Origin of the sequence: Desulfovibrio sp. JC010, assembly GCF_010470675.1 — a bacterium.
GTDB lineage: Bacteria > Desulfobacterota > Desulfovibrionia > Desulfovibrionales > Desulfovibrionaceae > Maridesulfovibrio.
On record NZ_VOIQ01000012.1, the window covers coordinates 55,979 to 77,166 of the forward strand.

20 protein-coding genes are annotated in these 21,188 nt (G+C 50.8%); 14 read left to right on the forward strand and 6 right to left on the reverse strand.

Annotation, left to right across the window (positions count from 1 at the left end; genetic code table 11):
* Positions 1 to 60: 60 nt before the first annotated feature.
* Positions 61 to 828: a DUF1538 domain-containing protein gene (locus FMR86_RS14380; protein ID WP_163352097.1), complete on the reverse strand. Its 768-nt coding sequence runs from the start codon at positions 826 to 828 to the stop codon at positions 61 to 63.
* Between the two features lie 29 nt (positions 829 to 857).
* Complete coding sequence (locus FMR86_RS14385) at positions 858 to 1,250, reverse strand: response regulator (protein WP_163352098.1); 393 nt, start codon at positions 1,248 to 1,250, stop codon at positions 858 to 860.
* 601 nt (positions 1,251 to 1,851) lie between these two features.
* On the opposite strand from FMR86_RS14385, the gene FMR86_RS14390 reads away from it, so the two are divergent.
* From FMR86_RS14390 to FMR86_RS14425, 8 genes are all read left to right on the forward strand, one after another.
* Positions 1,852 to 3,558 carry a PAS domain-containing sensor histidine kinase gene (locus tag FMR86_RS14390; RefSeq protein ID WP_163352099.1) on the forward strand — a complete coding sequence of 569 codons (1,707 nt, stop codon included), beginning with the start codon at positions 1,852 to 1,854 and terminating at the stop codon, positions 3,556 to 3,558.
* Positions 3,559 to 3,561: 3 nt separating this feature from the next.
* The gene (locus FMR86_RS14395) at positions 3,562 to 3,993 is read left to right on the forward strand and encodes a response regulator (RefSeq protein WP_163352100.1); all 432 of its coding nucleotides are present in this window, start codon (positions 3,562 to 3,564) and stop codon (positions 3,991 to 3,993) included.
* A gap of 34 nt (positions 3,994 to 4,027) precedes the next feature.
* Positions 4,028 to 4,444 carry a response regulator gene (locus FMR86_RS14400; protein WP_163352101.1) on the forward strand — a complete coding sequence of 139 codons (417 nt, stop codon included), beginning with the start codon at positions 4,028 to 4,030 and terminating at the stop codon, positions 4,442 to 4,444.
* Positions 4,416 to 4,793 (forward strand): response regulator, encoded by a 378-nt coding sequence (locus FMR86_RS14405; RefSeq protein WP_163352102.1) that lies wholly within the window; start codon positions 4,416 to 4,418, stop codon positions 4,791 to 4,793. The genes FMR86_RS14400 and FMR86_RS14405 overlap by 29 nt, the downstream gene beginning before the upstream one ends.
* 16 nt (positions 4,794 to 4,809) lie before the next feature.
* Positions 4,810 to 6,090, forward strand: coding sequence for a sulfite exporter TauE/SafE family protein (locus FMR86_RS14410; protein ID WP_163352103.1), 1,281 nt, complete (start codon positions 4,810 to 4,812; stop codon positions 6,088 to 6,090).
* Between the two features lies 1 nt (position 6,091).
* Positions 6,092 to 6,778, forward strand: coding sequence for a hypothetical protein (locus tag FMR86_RS14415; RefSeq protein ID WP_163352104.1), 687 nt, complete (start codon positions 6,092 to 6,094; stop codon positions 6,776 to 6,778).
* A gap of 154 nt (positions 6,779 to 6,932) precedes the next feature.
* Positions 6,933 to 8,423, forward strand: a complete 1,491-nt coding sequence (locus FMR86_RS14420) for an ATP-binding protein (RefSeq protein WP_163352105.1) — start codon at positions 6,933 to 6,935, stop codon at positions 8,421 to 8,423.
* The gene (locus FMR86_RS14425) at positions 8,423 to 9,757 is read left to right on the forward strand and encodes a sigma-54 dependent transcriptional regulator (RefSeq protein ID WP_163352106.1); all 1,335 of its coding nucleotides are present in this window, start codon (positions 8,423 to 8,425) and stop codon (positions 9,755 to 9,757) included. The genes FMR86_RS14420 and FMR86_RS14425 overlap by 1 nt, the downstream gene beginning before the upstream one ends.
* Before the next feature lie 68 nt (positions 9,758 to 9,825).
* Here FMR86_RS14425 and FMR86_RS14430 read toward each other — a convergent pair whose 3' ends face one another.
* Complete coding sequence (locus FMR86_RS14430) at positions 9,826 to 11,016, reverse strand: hypothetical protein (protein WP_163352107.1); 1,191 nt, start codon at positions 11,014 to 11,016, stop codon at positions 9,826 to 9,828.
* A gap of 233 nt (positions 11,017 to 11,249) precedes the next feature.
* Between FMR86_RS14430 and FMR86_RS14435 the strand changes: the two genes are divergently transcribed.
* Positions 11,250 to 12,059: an EF-hand domain-containing protein gene (locus tag FMR86_RS14435; RefSeq protein WP_163352108.1), complete on the forward strand. Its 810-nt coding sequence runs from the start codon at positions 11,250 to 11,252 to the stop codon at positions 12,057 to 12,059.
* 123 nt (positions 12,060 to 12,182) lie between these two features.
* On the opposite strand, the gene FMR86_RS14440 is transcribed toward FMR86_RS14435, so the two are convergent.
* Positions 12,183 to 13,337, reverse strand: a complete 1,155-nt coding sequence (locus FMR86_RS14440; RefSeq protein ID WP_163352109.1) for an iron-containing alcohol dehydrogenase — start codon at positions 13,335 to 13,337, stop codon at positions 12,183 to 12,185.
* 189 nt (positions 13,338 to 13,526) lie between these two features.
* Between FMR86_RS14440 and FMR86_RS14445 the strand changes: the two genes are divergently transcribed.
* The 3 genes from FMR86_RS14445 (at position 13,527) to FMR86_RS14455 (ending at position 15,741) form a co-directional block, all read left to right on the forward strand.
* Complete coding sequence (locus FMR86_RS14445; RefSeq protein ID WP_373682487.1) at positions 13,527 to 14,090, forward strand: DsbA family protein; 564 nt, start codon at positions 13,527 to 13,529, stop codon at positions 14,088 to 14,090.
* Positions 14,091 to 14,309: 219 nt separating this feature from the next.
* Complete coding sequence (locus FMR86_RS14450) at positions 14,310 to 14,495, forward strand: hypothetical protein (protein ID WP_163352111.1); 186 nt, start codon at positions 14,310 to 14,312, stop codon at positions 14,493 to 14,495.
* Positions 14,496 to 14,631: 136 nt separating this feature from the next.
* Positions 14,632 to 15,741 carry a metal-dependent phosphohydrolase gene (locus FMR86_RS14455; RefSeq protein ID WP_163352112.1) on the forward strand — a complete coding sequence of 370 codons (1,110 nt, stop codon included), beginning with the start codon at positions 14,632 to 14,634 and terminating at the stop codon, positions 15,739 to 15,741.
* 82 nt (positions 15,742 to 15,823) lie between these two features.
* Here FMR86_RS14455 and FMR86_RS14460 read toward each other — a convergent pair whose 3' ends face one another.
* Positions 15,824 to 16,135 carry a TIGR03905 family TSCPD domain-containing protein gene (locus tag FMR86_RS14460; protein ID WP_239057250.1) on the reverse strand — a complete coding sequence of 104 codons (312 nt, stop codon included), beginning with the start codon at positions 16,133 to 16,135 and terminating at the stop codon, positions 15,824 to 15,826.
* A 231-nt stretch (positions 16,136 to 16,366) separates the two neighbouring features.
* On the opposite strand from FMR86_RS14460, the gene FMR86_RS14465 reads away from it, so the two are divergent.
* Positions 16,367 to 17,716, forward strand: coding sequence for a radical SAM/SPASM family putative metalloenzyme maturase (locus FMR86_RS14465; protein ID WP_163352113.1), 1,350 nt, complete (start codon positions 16,367 to 16,369; stop codon positions 17,714 to 17,716).
* Positions 17,717 to 17,774: 58 nt separating this feature from the next.
* Here FMR86_RS14465 and FMR86_RS14470 read toward each other — a convergent pair whose 3' ends face one another.
* A complete protein-coding gene (locus FMR86_RS14470; RefSeq protein ID WP_203544913.1) occupies positions 17,775 to 18,569 on the reverse strand; it encodes a DeoR family transcriptional regulator in 795 nt (264 codons plus the stop codon).
* A 619-nt stretch (positions 18,570 to 19,188) separates the two neighbouring features.
* Here FMR86_RS14470 and FMR86_RS14475 point away from each other — a divergent pair.
* A complete protein-coding gene (locus FMR86_RS14475; protein ID WP_163352115.1) occupies positions 19,189 to 20,751 on the forward strand; it encodes a glycerol-3-phosphate dehydrogenase/oxidase in 1,563 nt (520 codons plus the stop codon).
* The last annotated feature ends 437 nt before the right edge of the window (positions 20,752 to 21,188 follow it).

A 21,188-nucleotide genomic window follows, 5' to 3' on the forward strand; every position in this document is an offset into this window, starting at 1 on the left:
TGTCCGGAGGGCGGGGGATGAAACGCAGGGTATCTATAGCGTTTGCAAGCCCTCCGGATATTAAAATACGGTCAGCCCGTAGCCCATTACAAAAATCATAGGCAGGAGGGAGGCAAAGGCGATCAGCCCGAATCCGTCCAGCAGGGGGCTGCGGCCCTTGATTATTGAAGCCAGACCTACTCCCAGAGCCGCTACGAGGGGAACGGTGACGGTGGATGTGGTAACACCGCCTGCATCATAGGCAATGCCTACGATCTCTTTGGGAGCTATCAGGGTCATCAGCATAACAACCACGTAGCCGCCTATGATCAGGTAATGCACGGGCCAACCGCGCAATATCCGCAAAACACCGATTAATATCGCCACACCTACGGAGAAGGCCACTGAAAGGCGCAAGCCCAGTGCGTAGCGAGCCATTGATTCTTCTCCGGGGGCGATAAGATTTCCCCCGGCAGCAATGCTGGCAGCCTCTGCCGAGACGGCTATCAACGCAGGTTCCGCAACCGTTGTTGAAAAGCCGAGCAGAAAGGCGAAGCTCAGCAGCCAGAAGAGGCTTCCTTTGCGCGCAAGGGCCCGGGCCATTTCCTCCCCGACGGGGAAAAGACCCATTTCCAGGCCCTGCACAAAGAGCATAAGCCCCAGAACCACGAGCAGACCGCCGAAAGCCACCTCTCCCATATTCGGCAGAGGCTGCCTGAGAACAACAATCTGGAAAAACGCGATGACCAGAATAATGGGCAGCAGATCTTTGAAAGAGGTCCATATCTTTCCAAGAACTGCCCGCAGTATTCTTTTGGCACAGGGTGTCGGTTTGTTGCTGTTCTTCATTTGTTCCAAGATGATAAATAGTGTTTTGCTCAACCAGCCCTGTCCATGCAGACCCGGCTGTTCTTTGCCGCGTCGTAAATCCTGTGGGTCAGGATCTCCGTGTTGGCAGGCTTGAGCATAAAGTCGAATGCTCCGGCGTTCATGGAAGCAAGGGCGGAATCCATATCCGCATTGCCGGTCAGCAGAATTACTTCCACGCTGGGATGGCGGTTTTTGATGGTCTTCAAAACCTGCAATCCGTTCATCCCGGGCATTTTCATATCCAGAACCACTACCTGAAAAAGTTCTGTATCAAGCTTAAGCAGCCCTTCAGCCCCATCTGCGGCGGTGATAACTTCAACGCCCCTTCTGGTCAGTCGCTTGGCCAGTACAGAAGAAAAGCCTTCTTCGTCATCTATGAGGAGTATTCGAATGTTTTTCATAATCTTCCTCCTTGGCTTTACCCTGATAGTTACAATGAACATGCCAAAAGCGTGCGGGATGTTTTGAAGTTTGCGGTATTGATTTTGTGTATAGAAATAAAGCTGTCTTATTTCAACATGTTGAGATGGTTGGTGAGGCTGAAAGATTAGGCGGAACTAACTTAAGTATGAACTTTTTTTTGCTTTATCTCTTTGTTCTCTGTCAGTGGGAAGAGAATGGGGAGGAATGATCGGGGTGTTTTGTACCGTGGTGGGTCGATTGAGTCATCAATCATTGTGAAAAAGCGCACAGTCTGGTGAGAAAAGTATTATTCGGGTCAAAGGGGGTGTTTTGTATCACCGGGGTAAAAAGTACCGAATAATTTTGTTTTACAATGAGACTCAGTATAACTCTCTCTTGATGGTTTCCCCTACATTACTAATAAGCGCATTTCGTTGTTTGTGTTTAATTCCTTTTAAAACAGTGCCTTGTGTGTTTATAAATTGCCTGACTTGAGTCTCGTGCACCCTGCAGATCTGGCACACCACTTGCTCAATGGGTTTCAGGAGGCCCGCAGTTTTCTGCGGAGCTGAAACCAGTAGAAACCCAGAGTGGTGAACCATGCAGACCGAAGCCAAGAAGACATACGACAAGCTTTCCCGGAAGATCGCACTTACCGTGATCACGGTATCACTTGCGCCGCTGATTCTTGTGGGCGGTCTTATCTTCGACCAGTTCCGGTCCATCTACCGGGCCAAGGTTTATGCCCATCTTGCAGAGGTGGTGGATAAGCAGAATGACAATGTAAACAACTTTCTGAGCGAGAAGCTGGCCGAAGTCCAATATCTCACCCGGGTGTTTACCTACGAAGAACTCAGCGATCCGCAGACTCTGGAGCAGGCCCTGAAGGGCATGCAGCAGCAGTACGGGCGCATATTCGTTGACCTCGGAATTATTGATGAGAACGGATCGCAGGTAGCCTATGCCGGACCGTTCGATCTTCTGGGGGCGGATTACTCCAAGGCGGACTGGTACATAAATTCCCGGAACAAAAAGACCTGCATCAGCGATGTGTTCATGGGTTTGCGTCAGGCACCCCACTTTATCATCACCATTAACAACAGCAGTGCGGGCAAGCCGTGGACTCTGCGGGCGACAATCGACTTTCTCGCCTTTTCCAATCTGGTGGAAAACGTTCACATCGGGGAGACCGGATATGCCTACATCCTGAACAAGGAAGGCGTTTTTCAAACCAGACCGCAGGTGGGTCGCAACAGCGATCTGGTGCTGACTCCCTACGAGGATATTCAGCAGCCCACCCCCGGTGAAGGCGTTTCCATTCAGCTTTCCAAGGGCAGTGACGGGGAAAAGTATGTGACCGTTTCCTCCCTGCTGAAGAACGGGGACTGGAAGCTGGTTTATCAGCAGAACATGTCCGATGCATTTTCGGCCATGATCCGCAGTGAATTCATCACTCTTGTAATTTTCCTTTCCGGCGGGCTGGCGATCATTGCCATGGCTCTCTACCTCTCCCGGAAGCTGGTCACTCATATTGAATTTATCGATGACGAAAATGAAATGATGAACCGCCAGATGGTAGAGACCGGTAAGCTGGCCTCCATCGGCGAACTGGCCGCAGGCATTGCCCACGAAATCAACAATCCGGTGGCAATCATGATCGAAGAGGCCGGATGGGTCAGCGATCTGCTGGAAGACGAGGGCAAGGAGATGTCCTCTTACACCGAAATCACCCGCGCTCTTGAGCAGGTGCGCACTCAGGGCGGACGCTGCAAGGACATAACTCACAAGCTGCTCAGTTTTGCGCGCAAGACAGATTCAAGGGTTGTGGATGTCTTCCTGCCGGAGCTGATTGAGGAAGTCCTGGAAATATCCATACAGCAGGCCCGTTACGCACAGGTCAACCTTTCGCTTGACCTTGACCGGAGCATGGGCCCGGTGCGGGCTTCGGTTTCCGAGCTGCAGCAGGTTTTCCTGAATCTTTTCAACAACGCCGTTCAGGCCATGGAAGCCGAGGGCGGGACCCTGAGTGTTTCCTGCAGGGCTGAAGGCGATGAAGCATATGTTTCCGTGGCGGATACAGGTCCCGGAATACCTGCCGCAAATTTGAGCAGGATTTTCGATCCCTTCTTTACCACCAAGCCGGTGGGCAAGGGGAGCGGGCTGGGACTTTCCATCTGCTTTGGGCTGATCCACCAGATGGGTGGGGAGATTGATGTTGAAAGCGGAGTGGGACAGGGAGCGCGGTTCAATATCCGGCTGCCTCTGCCCCCGACCGGAACCGAACATGACGTTGAAAAGGAGGAATAAACCATGATGGACGCAACTATTCTGTTCGTTGATGACGAGGTTGGATTTGTAGACGCAATGTCCAAGAGGCTTGCCAGAAGAAATATGACTATCCACACGGCTTATGACGGCGATCAGGCGATGAAGAGCCTTGGGGAGCATCCCGGTATTGAAGTTGTCATTCTTGATATGAAAATGCCGGGCAAGGACGGGCTTGAGGTGCTGCGCGACATCAAGCGGGATCATCCCATCGTGGAAGTGATCATGCTGACCGGGCACGCCACAGTGGAATCAGCCATCGAGGGTATGCAGAACGGTGCTTTCGACTACCTGATGAAGCCCTGCAACATTGATGATCTTACTGAAAAGATCAGGATGGCAGTGAAGCTTTATCATGACCATGAAGATGAAGAGGTTCAGGCCCGCATCGATGATATCACTCATCGCATGGCCTGATCCGTTCGGGTAAACCATTTCCGAGGGTTTGAAAATGACCAGTAGCGATAAGCAGATAAAACTTCTCATAGTCGACGACGAAGTCGGTTTTGCTGAAGTATTGCGCAAGCGTCTGGGGCGGCGGGGCATTGAGGTTGAAACCGCATACAGAGGAGAAGACGCGGTCCGGATGCTGAAGGAAAAGCATTTTGACGTAGCCCTGCTTGATCTCAAGCTCGAAGGAATGGACGGGATAGAGATTTTAAAGGTTTTCAAAATGCTGGACCCGGATCTGCCGGTTTTGATGCTTACCGGACACGGCTGCGAAAAGGCTGCTGCGGAAAGTGTCAGGCTGGGGGTTGCGGACTATCTTTCGAAGCCGATCGAGTTCAGCCTGCTGCTAGAAAAAGTAGAGCAGGCATACAACCGCAAGGAGGTGCCCGATGGACAGAATAAGGGTTCTTCTGGTTGATGATGAAGTTGATTTTTCCCGTGTCCTAGCCCGCAGGCTGGGAAGGCGGGGGCTGAACGTAATCACGGCTTCCGGAGCCGACGAGGCCGTACTGGCCCTGAAGGAACACCCGGTGGACGTGGTGCTGCTGGATATAAAAATGCCCGGCAGGGACGGAGTCCAGCTGCTTGGAGAAATAAAAAGGCAGTATCCCGGAATAGCGGTCGTAATGCTTACGGCCCACGCTGAATCGGATCTGATCATTTCCTGCATGGCTATGGGAGCCTGTGATTATCTCCTGAAGCCGACTGATGCGGATGAAATTGTCCTGAAGCTCAAGGATGCCGCCTTAGGATGTAACAACCAATGACAATGTGAGGATAACCATGGGTTTTTTCAATCAATGGGGTAAGTTTATGATGGCCGGGGCCGGATATATGGCCCGCTGGGAAATAGACAACGCCAAGGCAATCATGGGCAGCAGCAGGCTGCGTATGCTTCTGGGGTTGATGCTTATTCCCGTAATTCTGGGCGGTATCGCGTTCGCCGACGATATCGCGCCTATTCTGCCTGATCTGCTGGGCGGCAAAAAGTCCTACAGCCCGGCTTTCTACAGCTTTGGTATTTTTATGGTTTCCATCGCCATCGGTATGGGAGCCGGACTGATTACCGGCTGTATCGGCGCGGGTGGTGGTTTTATCATTGCTCCCGCTCTCATGAGTGCCGGGATCAAGGGTATTCTGGCCGTAGGTACCGATCTCTTCCACATTTTCGCCAAGGCGATCATGGGTAGCGTAATCCACCGTAAGATGGGTAACGTTTCCGTGCCGCTGGCGGTGGTTTTCCTGATCGGGGCCATTCTCGGTGCCACGGCGGGCGGGATAATCAACCGTGTTCTTTATGAGATCAACCCGGTTCTCTCGGATGCATTCATCACTACCGTGTATTCACTCATGCTCGGCTTTCTCGGAAGCTACGCCATGATTGACTACCTGAAAGCACGCAAGTCCGACACCGGCGGCTGTGCCCACGGTGGCAGTGAAGGTGCCGATCTCGGCGCACTCTCAAAGTCCCTGCAGGGAATCAACTTTCCGCCCATGGTCAAGTTTGATCAGGACCTCGTGCCCGGCGGACGCCAGATTTCCTGGGTATTCCTTGTTATCTCCGGCGCGCTGGTAGGTCTTGCTGCAGGTATCATGGGTGTGGGCGGCGGATTCCTGACCTTCCCCATCTTTGTCTACGTGCTCGGTGTTTCTTCCATGACCACCGTCGGTACCGACATCTTCCAGATCGTCTTTACCGCCGGATTCGCTTCCATCAGCCAGTACGCCATTTACGGTTTTATCTTCTACACTCTGGCCATGGGCATGCTGCTCGGTTCCCTGCTGGGTATCCAGATCGGCGCGCTGGTGACCAAGGTTGTCCCCGGAATCACCATTCGCGGCTTCTACGCCATGGCGGTGCTGGCCGGATTTGTAAACCGTATCTTCGCCCTGCCCGGCAAGCTCGGTGAAATGGGGTACATACCCATCTCCCCGGCCATGGGCAGCCTGCTGGACACAATCGGTATCTGGGCGTTCTTTGTGGTCATCGGCGGGTTCTCCGTCTGGGTAATCGGAACCTTCCTTATGAATATCAGGAACCTCAAGGTTGAGGAGGCACGTTAAAATGATCGTCAACAAGAAAGAATTCACCGGCGGTTTTGCTCTGCTCGCTCTCTTCTTTGTGGTGCTGGCCGTCATGTTCCAGCCCATGTTTGAGGGCAAGAATGCCATGGCCTACCTTGATGCCATGTACAATTCCATCTCCAAGGGATCGGTGAACTATATTCCCGACCTGCGTGAGAATGTGAAAACCATCAACGGCAAGGACGTAAGTCTTAAGCTCACCTATTCCACTGCGGTACAGGCTCAGCAGTCAGCAAAGCTGTTCGAAACCGCCGGAGTGCAGGCGGCTTTAAACGGCAAGGAGCTGGCAGTAAGCGGTTCCATCTCGGCCATACTTGATTCCTGCCTTGATGATGCAGATCTCATGTATCACAACAAGGGCGGGGAAGTTTCCGACAAGTACGGTGTAGAGCCGCGCCGGGCCACCTTCAACTGGTGGACCAGTCTCGGACTCATGGAGAAGGCCCTTAACGACCAGAGTGAGTTCAAGATGGCCAAGGTTTCTTCCACGGTCATGAAGAAGGGCGTGGAAACCGCATACAATTATTATGAAATCGAACCCTTGAATATCATGGATGAGCTTTGGCTGGTCATCTTCTCACTGGTATTCTACGTGGTCTACACATTATGGTACGGCTTTGCCATCCTCTTCGTATTCGAAGGATGGGGCTTGAATCTCGGCCACTGATGCATTGACCTGATGCAATAGGCGGCTTGCACGGCCCGGGTACCTCCAGTGCCGGGCCGTGCTCTTCACAATATAAAAAACGGGGCTGTTATTATTGCGGAAAATGTTTACTCGGACCTGATTTCCCCCTATCCTTTAAGATGAGGGTATTACAATGAATCTTCAGGAATATTACGACACCATAATGCAGCTGAGCCACGGGATAGTGGTTACCTTGGATTTGAACGGGGAAATCATCCACGGCAATACCCGGTTGGAGAAACTGACCGGATACTCCATGAAAGAACTGGCCGGTAAGGACTGGTTTGAGACGTTTGTTACACGGGATGAACGGGAAGATGCCCGCAGGGAAGTTTTCAATAAAGCAAAAGAAAACAGGATTTCTAAAATTTCCGGGGATATCCGCACTCGTGGCGGAAGCAAGATCTATATCGACTGGAATATCAAGCAGCTTACGGATTCCAGATCCGAAGTGGTCAGTATCTTATGCGTCGGGCAGGATGTCACCACCCATATGCAGCGTCAGAAAGGGCTGCTCCACGAGCGTTTCACCCTCATTGAACGCAACAAGGAACTGAACTGTCTTTTTGAGATTTCCAAGCTGGGCGGTGATCTTGACCTGAACCTGAATGAAACTATGGACCGTATTGTCCAGATGATGCCTTCCGGGTTTCAGAGGCCGGAAAAGACCCACATTCGGCTGCGTATCGGAAACCTCAGCTGGGAGACTCCCGGATACCGTAAAACGGATAATTTTCTGGTGGAGGCCGTGGATGCCCACCGGGATATTCGCGGGACCATTACTGTGGCTGTAGAAGGCCCGGAAAACGGCAGCAGGCCGGTATTTATCGATGATGAAAAAGACCTGCTTATGACTGCGGCCCAGCAGATAGCCATTGTTGTGGCTAAAAAAGAGATTAAATCCGCAGCAAAGGAATTGGAACAGCAGTTGCGGCAGGCAGACCGTCTGGCCAAGATCGGACAGTTTTCCGCCGGGGTGGCCCATGAAATAAATGAGCCGCTCTCCAATATCCTCGGTTATGCCCAGTTGGCCCTGCAGACCCCGGAACTGCCGGAACAGGTGCGTATGGATCTGGGAATGATTGTGGATTCATCGCTGCACGCGCGGGAGATCATCAAGAAGCTGATGTTTTTCAGCAGGCAGCTGCCCCCGCAGTTTATTCCCACTGATCTCAACGAAACAATTGCCGAGGCCCTGCGGATCACCGAAACTGCGGCCAAGCGCAATAACATTGAAGTTCTGTGTGATTTTGCTGCTGATCTGCCTGAGGTTCCAGCCGATCCGCAGCATATCAAGCAGGTGATTGTAAATCTCGCGGCTAACGCCATTCAGGCCATGGGTTATGGCGGGACCCTGAGCATCAAAACCCTGAGTGATGAGAATGATGCCTATATAATAGTAGAAGATAACGGTCCGGGAATTCCCGAAGCTGAATTGAAGCAGATTTTTAATCCCTTTTATACTACCAAGGATGTGGACAAGGGGACCGGACTGGGTCTTTCAGTTGTTCTGGGCATCGTAAAGGCGCATAAGGGATTTATACAGGTACACAGCGAACCGGGTGAAGGAACCTGCTTTGAAATAGTGCTTCCTTACCAGCAGAATAATGAAACGGATGAATGATGACTGGAAAAATTAGGATATTGGCTGTTGATGACAGCAAAAGCACCCTTGAAGTGCTCAAAAGAAACCTTGAATCCAGCGGGTACGAGGTGCTGACCGCCTTGCGGGTGGATGAAGCCCTGCCGTTGCTGGAAGAATATGATATTGATGTGGTCATCACTGATTACAAGATGCCGCAGGCCACGGGGTTGGAATTGATCCGCCACGTGCGCGAGAACCACCGTGACGTGGAGATTATGATGATCACCGGATATCCGTCCATTTCCGGGGCGGTGGAAGCCATCAAGGACGGGGCCGGAGAGTATCTGCCCAAGCCGTTCACAGCAGAAGAACTGCTTTCGGCCATGGAGCGGATCATGGAGCGGGTCAACATCCGTAAGGCCGCCGAACCTGCGGAAGCTCCCGATGAAAATTATGGCATCTACGGTAAATCTCCGTTGATGCAGCTTGTTTTCAGGAGAATCGGCAAGGCAGCGGCTACCAGTGCCAACGTGCTTATTTCCGGTGATTCCGGGACAGGTAAGGAACTGGTGGCAAGGGCTGTGCATTATCACAGCGACCGCAGGGCAGCTCCCTTTGTGCCTGTAAACTGTGCGGCCATCCCGGATTCGCTGCTGGAAAGCGAACTTTTCGGTCACGTGAAGGGAGCCTTCACCGGGGCCAAGGAAGGGCGGGCCGGTTTTTTTGAAATCGCCAACGGCGGGACCATTTTTCTTGATGAAATAGGCGATGCCAGTCCGAATATGCAGGCCAAACTGCTGCGTGTGCTGCAATCCAAGGAATTCTGCAAGGTCGGCTCAAGCGTGGTCAATACAGTGGATACCCGCGTTCTGGCTGCTACCCACAAGAATCTCAAGCGGCTGGTGGACGAGGGGTCTTTTCGCGAGGACCTGTATTACCGCCTCAATGTTGTGGATATTCCGGTCCCATCCCTTGCCGAGCGCGGGGATGACATTCTGATCATGATCAGCAGTTTTCTGGACCGTTTTTCCAAAGCCATGCAGCGGCCAACCCTGCGCATGACCGACGAAGCTTTGCAGTCCCTGCGTAATTATTCATGGCCCGGAAACGTGCGTGAACTGGAAAATCTCATCCAGCGGCTGGTAGTCATTGTGGACCATGATCCCATCGAAGTGACCGACCTGCCCGGCAGTATGCGTTTCAGCCTCCCGGTGGAAGGCCGCGTGGATCGCTCTTTGGCCGATGTGGAGCGGGAGCATATCAAAAACGTGCTGGCTATGACCAATAACAATAAGACAAGGGCTGCGGAAATTCTCGGCATCAACCGCAAGACTCTGCGTGAGAAGCTGAAGCGGATGGAGGAGGAAGGTTAGCTGGCGTTTCATGAGTGCATTTTTTGTCCACCCAACCCATTTTTATGGACTGGGTGGACTTTGTTGTTTTAATGCCATTCACACCGCCACCCTGCGTATCCTCCTTCGGCGAACATGCGGATTTTATAAATACCGGGACTGACGGTGATGTGTTCGGACATGCCGACCACTCTTTCTTCCACCACCTGATTGTCTTTGGTCAGGATTTTTACCCGATAGCGTTGCTGTCCTTTTTTATAGGGATCGGTGAAGCGCAGGGTTGTGCCTGAAACCGTACTCAGCTCCCATTCGGCCCTGTGGTCGGATGTGCCTGCTTTGAGGCTTCCGTGGGCCAGACGCCATTCGGCTCCCATATTGCCCCTTACTTTTTTTGCGTAATTCATTTTGGGGCGCGGCTGTTGTGCTGGAACCACCTGTTGTGTCGGTGCCGGATGCGAACCGCCGGAAATCCTTGTGCCCCAGACCCGGTTGCCGACCTGATTCTGCCCGTCTACCCGACTGCCGTCAGCGGAGATGGTCAGGGTGTCCACCCATTTGCCATTGCTCCAGATCACTTTGACCACCCCGCGCGCCGGGTCGACACATTGCCAGCTGTTGCCGTTTCCGGGCATGCGTCCGTCGGCATAAAATTCCGCCTGTGATCCCGTAAACCACTTCCATTTGCCCACCAGCCTTTCGCAGCCGCCACCTTGGTTGCCATAAGGATTTCCTTGTGATCCCGCGTAAGGATTACTGCTGCCTGCTGTTGGTGGAGGGGAGAAGCGTAGGCTTTTTATGCATTCGTAGACAATATTCTGGTATTGGTGGGATAATGCTTCTGCAAAAACACCTACGGCCATTACTGCCCCGCCGTTACCGTATGCGAAGATGGCATATGCGTGCAGTCTGTTGCCTTCATGGTTGGAGCTGTATTCCCGGAAAATAGCAGGGTGATTGTCCTGCATGATGTTTTTGCTGGAGATTCTGTTCCTGAAATATGCGGCTCCATTATTGAGTCCATGTTCCTCCATGCCGTCTGCAATGACCTGCAATCCCGGATTGTTCCCTTTTGCTGCATATACTTCGATCATGGCATTGCGGTCCGGTGAAATGACCTGCTTTTTAAGGTCCGATGACAAACCGTGTGTGGTCTCGTTCCAGTTGTCGGGAGTTTGAATCCAGAAATCAGCATCAGCGTAGGCTGAAGAATTATGGGCATTGGTCAGCGTAAATATTGCCGCCAGCAGGATATAAATAAATGAACGTTTGTGAATCATCATGGCTCTCCTCCGGCTGTAAATAAAGGTTCAATGCTGCCTTTTATTATAACCTGCTGACGTACTTTTTGGCAATTGCAATGCAGATATTGTGGCATTTAATTCTAATGCTTTTGTAAAATTAATAAATTGTTAATATTTCTTAATGCAATACGGAACCATAGTTGCTGCATCTCCGGTCAGACAGAGGAACAGGCAGATATTGCCTCTTTGTAAAAATGATCAGGAGGACAACTATGAGTGTTTCGGGTATTGGCGGTTCGTCAGTCAGCGGTCTGTTTTCAGAACAGATGCAGCAGATGAATCAGAGGAAACGTCCTGAGGACTTTGATTCAACAGAGGATTTTGTTGATTCCATACTCGGTGATCAGGACAGCGACGGTGACGGGCTGCTGAGTTCGTCAGAGTCAAATTTTAAAGAAGACCATTTTAATAAAATCGATTCCGATGGTGACGGCTATCTTTCACAGGAAGAACTTGTTGCCGATGTGGAAAAGATGCAGCAGATGCGGGCTGCCATGGGCAACATGTCTGTTTCCATGGGCGGCGGCACAGGCCGGAATCTTATTGATTCCCTTATGGAAGAGCTGGACAGCGATAGTGACGGTACCATCAGTCAGGAAGAGTCCGGTCTTAAAGACGAGCTATTCAGCATTCTTGATTCCGATGGCGACGGCAGCCTTTCCAGTTCCGAGTTAGAAGACAATATGAAGGCTATGGGACCGCCGCCTGAAGGTATGGGCAATATGGCGGCCTCCGGCAGCTCAGCGCAAAGTTCTTCCGGCAGCGAAGAATCTGAAGAAGAGTACGATGAGTACGATTTCAATCAGGACGGCGTGGTAACCCTTGATGAGTTGCAGAAGGCATTTGCCAGCGGCGACACCTCCCTCGAAGACATAGTCGGTCGCAGGGGCGATATGAATCAGCAGCAGTCCGGTGAAGAAGGCCAGTCCGGCCAGTCCATACTGCAGCGCATGGCCATGCGCGCCTATCAGGATCAGTCTGCAAGCAGTTCGGCTGCAAGCCTGCTCGGATCCAGTGTGTAATTCAGCATCATGATTAAGGCTGTGAAAGGATTCACGGTCCGGCGTATTAATTCAAAACAAGGAATTATATCGTGAACATGGATGTAGAAAAAGGCTTACCTCGAGTCAGGTAAGCCTTTTCCATTAAAGGGCCTTCTCTAAAATTTCCAGCAATTCATCTTCCGTAAGTTCAATGGGATTACCCTTCATGCTGCTGGCCCTTGCGGCTTTTGCGGCCACGGATTTGAAATCTTTTTCCTGCACGCCGATTTCCCCCAGTCCGGGGATTTTCATTTCAGCACAGATGTCTTTTATCCACTCGATGCCGTCGGCTGCCTGAGCGGAATTGTTTCCGGTCAGGATTTTTGCGGTTTCAGTATAAGCGGCAAGGGCCGGGTTTTGCGGATCGCGTTCTTTCAGGACACGGATGTTTATCTCCATAACATATGGAAGCAGGGCGGCGCAGACCGCTCCGTGCGGAGCTTTGAATTCCCCTCCCAGCGGGGCGGCAAATCCGTGCACTGCGCCCAGCTTGGCGTTGGCGAGGGTTATGCCGGAAAAGAGGCTTGCCAGGGCCATGTCCGTGCGGGCCTCCACGTTATCTCCGTCTTTGTATGCTTTGAGCAGGGATTTCGCCCCGTGTCTCAATCCCTCGCGGCAGAGTGCATCGGTCATGGGTGAATTGAAGCGGGAAACAAAGGATTCCATTAGCTGGGTCAAAGCGTCCAGCCCGGTAGCTCCGGTCACTGCCGGGGGCGCGGAGAGAGTCAGCAGGGGATCGACCACCGCAATGTCCGGGATCATGTCCGTTGAGCGCAGGCTGACTTTGACCTTGTTTTCCGCGCTGAGCAGTACCGCATTGGCGGTTGCTTCCGACCCGGTGCCTGATGTGGTCGGGGCTGCGATAAGCGGCAGGGGCTTTTCGTCGAGAGCCTGTCCTTTGCCGACCACTTCCAGATAATCCAGCAGATCACGTTTGTTGGGGATAAGTGCGGCAATGGCCTTACCTGCGTCCAGCACACTGCCGCCGCCTACGGCAACGACTACATCGCAACCCATTGCGCGGGCATCAGTGACCTGTCCGGCAATGAGCTTAGTATCCGGTTCCCCGGAGATGGAAATAATATGCAGGTCCGAGCCTTTTTCCTGCAAAGCGTCAACGAGCCATTGAATCCTTTGCGGAGATTTTCCGGTTACAAGGCAGACTTTATTACCCATTTCCTTGGCATATTCAGGAATGGAGCGGGCGGAGTCCGGGCCGAAGACGATTTTGGGTGCGGTGGAAAATTGAAAATTCATGAGGGGAACTTAGCATCACAGTCCTTGATCCGGCAAATTGTATTAGATGTAATTTGGCGGTATTCATCCAAAATACTGATTGCCTTTCGGGAAACCTTTGCTAAATCTTGATCATACCATCTGCGGAGGACTTCCATGAAAACGATCAAAGTTACCATATTTTCTGATTATATCTGACCTTACTGCTACATCGGCAAAGGTATTGTCGAAAAGTTGCAGCAGGAATTCACGGGCGAATTAATCATTGAAGATGAATGGCTGCCCTATGAAATCCATCCGGATACCCCGGCAGAGGGTGTGCGGCTGGATGAATACTTTCCCGGCATGAACACGGCGTTGTTTTTCGCGGAGATCAACCAGCGCGCGAAACGTTACGGTCTTTTTTTCGGTCCGCAGGAAGTGATGAGCAATTCCCGGCTTGCGCTCATGGGCGGTGAGTTCGCCAAAGAACATGGTTGCTACCATGAATATCACGAAGCGGTATTCAAATCGTTTTTCTCCGACTGCAAAAATATCGGCCATATGGATGTGCTGCTGGAAGCAGCCCGCCAATGCGGGCTTGATGAACAGGCTTTCAGGGAAGCCCTTGAGCAGTCTGTTTATCTGGATAAATTGAAAGATACCACCCGGCAGGCCCGCGATAAATGGGTTAATGCCGCACCGACTTTTGTAATCGAAGGACACGGTAATGTCACCGGAGCCGCATCCATGGACAGTTTCCGGGAGATTTTCAGTAAACTGCGGGACGCATAAAATCTTAGCGATATCCTTTCACAGTAGATTCACACTCGGCATGCCAAGGTCCGTTCTGTACTGGAGCGGACTTTTTTATTGCTCTCTTAAGAAATATTAAGAATGTAAATTTATAATGCTTAATTTTTACCTTTTACTAGCTTCCGTTTATGGAACTGCTGAATCGGGAGGTCTATGGTGAGCAGATACTTATCTATGAATGTTTTTGGAGAGCGAACAATGTTTTTTAGAACTTTTCTTGCTTTTGCCAGCATATCCTGTCTGGTCGGGCTCATGTTTTTGAATACCGGATGCTCCGCCATTGCCTATTATGATTATGAGCCGGAGAATCCCTATGAAGACCTGCCAAAGTCATCCATTCCTGAGGTTATGGGCTTTGGAGCGATGCTTAGCGGACAATCCTGAGTCAGTGGTGGATATCATTAATCTGACACAATCTTGTAATTGAAACGGGGTCTTACCGTAATCTGTTTGTCAAAAATATCGCGCATATATTCCATGTCCAAGGGGAGGACTAATCACACTTATAAGGAGTTGCACTATGGAAAGACGCGAATTTTTGAAAATGGGTATTGTTGCCGGGGCCGCTGTGGCAGCCGCTTCCATGCCTGCTATGGCCGAGGCATCCTACACTGAGTTCACTATCGAAGACTGCATGAATCTCACTCCGCAGCAGATGGCGGAAAATTCCGGCGCTGTCATGGAGTCATGGAAATATATCCAGCGTCAGGCCGGAAGCATCAAGAATCCCAAGCTGCGTGAAGCCGTGCAGGGGATTATTGAAAATCCCGCGCCCAAGCTCATGTCTGTTGTGACCGGGCGTAAGAAAGCAGTATACAAAGAACTTGAAAAGAACGGCTGGCTCAAGGGTGTTTCCTACGAAGCCTTCCTTCCTGAAAACGGTTCCGTTAAAAAAGCCAACCAGCCTTTCTACACCGCACCCGGCAGCGGTTACTCCAGCCACCACAGTTATCCCGGTGGTTTGGCCACTCACACAGCCCTGAACGTTGAAATGTCTCTGGCCCTTTACGACAACTATGACAAAATTTACGGTTTCAATCTTGACCGCGATGTTGTTGTTGCCGCCCAGATCCTGCACGACCTGCACAAACCGTGGGTTTTTCAGTGGCAGAAAGACGGCTCCAGCCGCAATGAGAACAAGCTTGCCGGAACCGGTGAACATCACGTCCTCGGTGTAGCCGAGTCCATCGTTCGCGGTCTTTCCGCTGATGTTTGTGTGGCACAGGCCTGCGCCCACAACCATCCCGGTTTTTCCAAGGATGAGGCTGGTCCGGTGCGCTGGCTTAAAGCTGCGGCCATCATCGCTGATGTTGATCCGGTTAAATACGGACTGCTTGCTGCTGACGGCAAGACCCTGCCTCTGCAGCGCAGCATGGAAGCTTTTGTCACCCACCTCGGCGACCACGACTGGGTACTGACCGTTCCCGCTGCCAAGTGGCTCATCCCGGCCATGGAAGAAATTGCCATGCAGGATTACGGTATGAGCAAGTCCGACCTCAAGTCTGCTAAGTTCTATGCCTTCCGCAATACTGTTTTCAGTCAGGCCACCATTATGACCCTTTACCACCTCATGCAGCACGATGGTAAAGAGGCCCTGCGCAAGCAGGTTCAGGCTATTGTGAAAGCCTAAATATACTTAGATATACGCAGCAAACAAAAAAGGCGGTTGTCGAACATCGACAACCGCCTTTTTTCATGAAAACGAAAGAGTCTCAGCTTTCCATGTACTCGTGCAGGGCCTGACAGAGCTGGTCCGCACAGGATGTGGATTTCTTACCGCAGGTGATTCCTTCAAGGGTGAGGATAATTTTTTCAAGTTCCATACCCTTCACAAGTGCGGAGATGGCTTTTAGGTTGCCGTCACAGCCTCCGGTGAAGTTCAGGTAGGTGATTTTGTTGTCTTCCACCTTAAAGCGGATCATTTTCGCACAGACTCCTTTGGGAGTGAAAACCTGGCTGTCGTCAGGAGCTTCGGCTCCGCCCAGAGGGTTGAGCATGGTCGGTTGCAGGGTGATGTTTTCCATTTTTTCCTCTGTATTTGATTAAGGTCATATCCAGCGCATGAAAGGGTGGATAAGTGTTGAATTAATTGTGCTGAAAGTTATTCATCATGAAAATGCGGTTCAGGTCAAGAGGGTACTGCGGGCCGTCTTAAGGCTTGTCTTTTGACTTTTGGGACTTATTATGGAATTTCATTGTTTTGCTGTTTGGCAAATAAAGAAAATTAATTTGAATATCAGATAAGGATGGATGGAATGTTGAAACAAACCACGGGCGGGCCGCTTGAAAAATTTCCTGCAGCTTTTCGGGAATACCCGGCAAGGCTGCAGGTGGAGGTCACCACCCGCTGCAATATGAACTGCTCCATGTGTGTGAAATATGCACCGGAGAGCGATATTCCTGAAACCGATATCAGTCTGGAAGATTTCAAGAAGCTTGGCCCTGCCTTGGAGCATTGTGAGAAGCTGGTTCTGAACGGCATCGGCGAACCCCTGCTGCATCCTGGTCTTGCGGCCATGGCAGCCTTTGCCCGTGAGCGTATGCCCAAGCACGGTTCCATCGGATTTCAGACCAACGGGCTGCTTTTTACTGAAGCAAGGGCGCGGGAACTGGTGGAAGCCGGAGTGGACACCTTCTGCATCTCAGTTGACTCCGTTGATTCTTCGGTTAGCGGCGGCGAACTGCACGGGCAGTCCAGTACGGAAAGACTGGCTCACACTTTCGCGCTGCTCAAGCAGGCGGCAGAACATAGCGGCAGCCAGATCAAGCTGGGCGCAGAATTTGTCCTCATGGCTGATACATATAAACAATTGCCTGATGTCATCCGCTGGGCTGCGGGGCAGGGTGCGGAGTTTGTGCTTTGTTCACACGTGCTGGCCTACCACGAATCCATGCAGGAGCAATCACTGTTCAATCCCAATACCCCTGCTGCAACTGAACTGTTTGATAAGTGGAATGATATTGCCCGTGATCAGGGGCAGGATCTGCAGAATTATTTCAGCTTTGTCTGGAATCCGGGCCGGAGTATGAAGCGTGAAAAGCTTTTTGATCTTATCCGCGAGATGCGTGCCGATGCGGAGCTTCGCGGAATCTGGATAAATCTGCGCAATCTGGCGGACTGGGATCAGCGTCGTCGCACTGACGAGTATCAACAGCTGCTGGATATTTATGCTTATTCGGAAGAACTGGCCGCTGAACTGGGAGTTGATTTACGCTTGCCGCCGCTTATGGCTGAAAATGAACTGAGCTGTTCATTTGTGGAAGAAGGTGCCGCGTTCATCACTTCAAACGGCGATGTTTCGCCCTGCCAGTTTCTCTGGCACAGCTGTACCTGTTATCTGGACGGCAGCGAAAAGCTGCTTCGTCAGAAAAAATTCGGGAATATCAAAGGCGTGGAAATCAGTGAAATATGGGATTCGGTGCCTTACAAAGTCTTTCGCTCGGACGTGCTGGAGTACGAATATCCCTACTGCTCAAACTGTCCCATGGCTCCCTGTGATGATATCATCGGGCGCAGCACTGAATTTGAATGTGACTGCCTTGGAGTTGAGGTCCCCTGCGGGCACTGTCCGTGGGCCATGGGCGGGCTGCAATGCCTGATGTGATCGCTTACGTGAAAATGAACATGTAAATGAAAAGGGCACCCGCTGGGGTGCCCTTTTTTTATTCGTCTTCTTCCGGATCAGGCTCGGTTACAAAGAGATCTACCTCTTTGCTTTTCATCAGGTCGCAGAAGACCTGCGGCGGCCTTTTGTCGGTGAATATCGCATCGATCTCGCCGAGGTCGGCAATGCGGACCATGGCGTTGCGGTTGAATTTGGTGTGGTCGGTGACCAGAAAAATATTGCGGGCATTGTTGATGATTTCACGGGCTACGCGCACTTCGTGGTAATCGTAGTCGAGCAGGGTGCCGTCCTCATCAATGCCGGAAACCCCGATAATGCCGTAATCCACCTTGAACTGTTTAATGAATTCCACGGTGGCTTCCCCGGTAATCCCCTTGTCGCGCTGGCGGACCATGCCTCCGGCCACGATCACTTCGCAATCGTTGTTGCTCATGGTCTGGGCCACGTTGAGGTTGTTGGTGATAATGCGCAGGGACTTGTGATTGGAGAGGGCTTTGGCAACTTCTTCGGTGGTCGTTCCGATATTTATGAACATGGAAGCATGTTCGGGAATGTGCTTGGCGACCATTTCGGCGATGAGCCTTTTTTCCTGATGCAGGATGTTCCGGCGTGCGCTGTAGTCAACATTTTCCACACTGGAAGCTCTTCCAGCTCCACCGTGGAAACGCTGCAACAGGTTGTGTTTACAGAGTTTGTTGATATCCCTTCTGATTGTCTGGGGGGTTACTTCAAAATGCTGTGCAAGGGATTCAATGGGGGTGAAGCCTCTTTCATTAACAATATTAAAGATTTCCCGTTGTCTTTTTGATAATGACTCGAGATTGAATTTCATGCCTTTGTTCTTTCTTTTTTGTTTTTCAGTCAAAATGACCGTCTCCTTCCTTTCACCACCGAACAATTTTGCTTATATAATGAGAGACTTCGGTATTTTTGTTTCTTTTTCTACCCAAAGGTATTCGTTTCATGTAAAATGAAAACTGATACCTTATGTGTCCATTGTGTAGCAGCACTCGCACACACAAGCAAGGCAAAGGAGTTATTTTTACCGGAAATGATTTTTTGCGTTGATTGTTTTTTCATTTTTGAATGAAAGAAGAGTGATAATTAATGTTTTTAAACTCTTGAGTTCCTTTTATTGCAGCTCAAAGTAACATTTTTGATTCGCGAATCGAAAATTAATTTTAAGCCTTAAGGTATGGTTTTTATTTTCTTTTTGTATGAATGTCTTGCAAAATGAAAATAAATTCTTGTCATATTGTTTTCAATATGTCACATTTTGTTCAAAAGCGAAACGGAAAGAGGTGGCTTACGAAATTTTCAGCGTTTCGCTTTGAAATATGATGCGTGGGAGGAATCCGATCCCGATGGTTAGCTTTACTAAGGATACGGGTTCATATGTTCATTACAATTTTTATCCACCGTTCGCGGTCGGTTTATAGAGTGGGTGTTGCATGAAACGTTCAGATTTTATCCAGCAGATGGAAGACAGTTCAAAGGTCTGGGATTTCATTATTATAGGTGGTGGTGCTACCGGTCTCGGTTCCGGTCTTGATGCTGCTGCCCGTGGTTACTCTGTGCTCCTTCTTGAGCAGGGTGACTTTGCCGAGGCTACTTCCAGCCGCAGTACCAAAATGGTTCACGGCGGTGTAAGATACCTCGCACAGGGTAATATTTCTCTGGTAATGGAAGCTCTTTACGAGCGTGGTATTCTCAAGCAGAACGCGCCGCATATGTGCTACAATCAGAAGTTTATCGTACCCGACTACAAATGGTTCGGGATTCCCTACTACGGTATCGGTCTGAAGTGCTACGATATGCTGGCCAGAAAATACAGCTTCGGTCCTTCCCAGATCTACTCCAAGAAATCTGTGATGAAGGAAGTGCCCGGTGTTCTCGCCAAGAAACTCAAAGGCGGCGTGACCTACCATGACGGTCAGTTTGATGATGCCCGTCTGGCTCTGACCCTTGCCCGCACCATGGCTGACATGGGCGGATGCCCCATGAACCACACCAAGGTTACCGACCTGGTTAAGAGTTCCACCGGCTACGTCTGCGGTGTAAAAGCTGAAGACAAGCTTTCCGGCAAATCTTACGAACTGAAAGCAAAAGCTGTTATCAACGCCACCGGTATTTTCACCGATGACATCATGAACATGGATAACGGCGAGCACAAAAAGCTCATCGCTCCCAGTCAGGGTATCCACATCGTTATCGACCGTGACTTTCTCGGCGGCGATACCGGTATCATGGTTCCCAAGACCGACGACGGCCGCGTAATTTTCTTCGTGCCCTGGCACGGCAAGGTTGTTGTCGGTACCACTGACACCGCCCTTGACGGCGTATGCATGGAACCCAAGCCGCTTGAAGAAGAAATCAACTTCCTTGTTGAGCACTCTGCAAGATACCTTGCCAAGGCCCCGACCCGCGCGGATGTCCGCAGTGTGTTCACCGGTATCCGTCCTCTGATTGCAGCAGGTGATTCCGAATCCACCTCCGCACTTTCCAGAGACCATTACCTGACCGTGTCCCCCAACAAGCTGCTGACCATTGCCGGCGGTAAGTGGACCACTTACAGGCACATGGCTGAAGACTGCATTGATAACGCAATCCAGATGGGCGGCCTGCCTTTCCGTCCCTGCGTGACCAAGAACGTCAAGCTGCACGGTTACACCGAAGATTTCGACCACAACGACCACATGCATGTTTACGGTAGCGAAGCTGCTGAAATCAAAGCTCTGGCTGAAGAATACCCCGAGCTTGATACCCGCATGCATGAAAGACTGCCTTACTCCTGGCTTGAAGTTGTCTGGGCTGCCCGTAATGAATGGGCACAGACTGTCGGCGATGCTCTGTCCCGCAGAACCAGAGCACTGATCATCGATGCCAAGGCTGCCAACGAAGTTGCTCCCAAAGCTGCTGAAATCATGGCCAAAGAGCTTGGCAAAGATGAAGCATGGATCAAAGAGCAGACTGAACAGTTCCAGGAGCTGGCTAAGAACTATATTGTAGACTAACATATAATATATTGCGATTTTTCCGGTCCGGGTGTTGATGTATCCCTACTGCATCAACACCCATCCGGAGTATTGCATGAACATATTTCGCACTGTTTTCAGTGCACCATATTCTCCAAAGAACGATGGGGGGCTTCCCTACCCCCGTCACCACTTCCCTTTGCCGTCGGTCGCCTGGACCGACGGCTTCTTTTTTTCATTTTAATGCAAAAAAATAGTGTGTCCGTGTTGGAAATCGAGTATATTCAATTTCAATTTCTTTACACGGATGTTCACATGGCATGCATAGGCGCCTGCACGAAACCGTTTGTGTTTACGGTTAAGTTCCATTTTCGTTTCAGGTAAATGGGCTCAAAGTGTTGCTATGTGTCATAAAACCCGCACTGTTAGCGGAGAATGGAGGTGTGAAAGAGAAAAAAAATTTTTGAACCGGATGT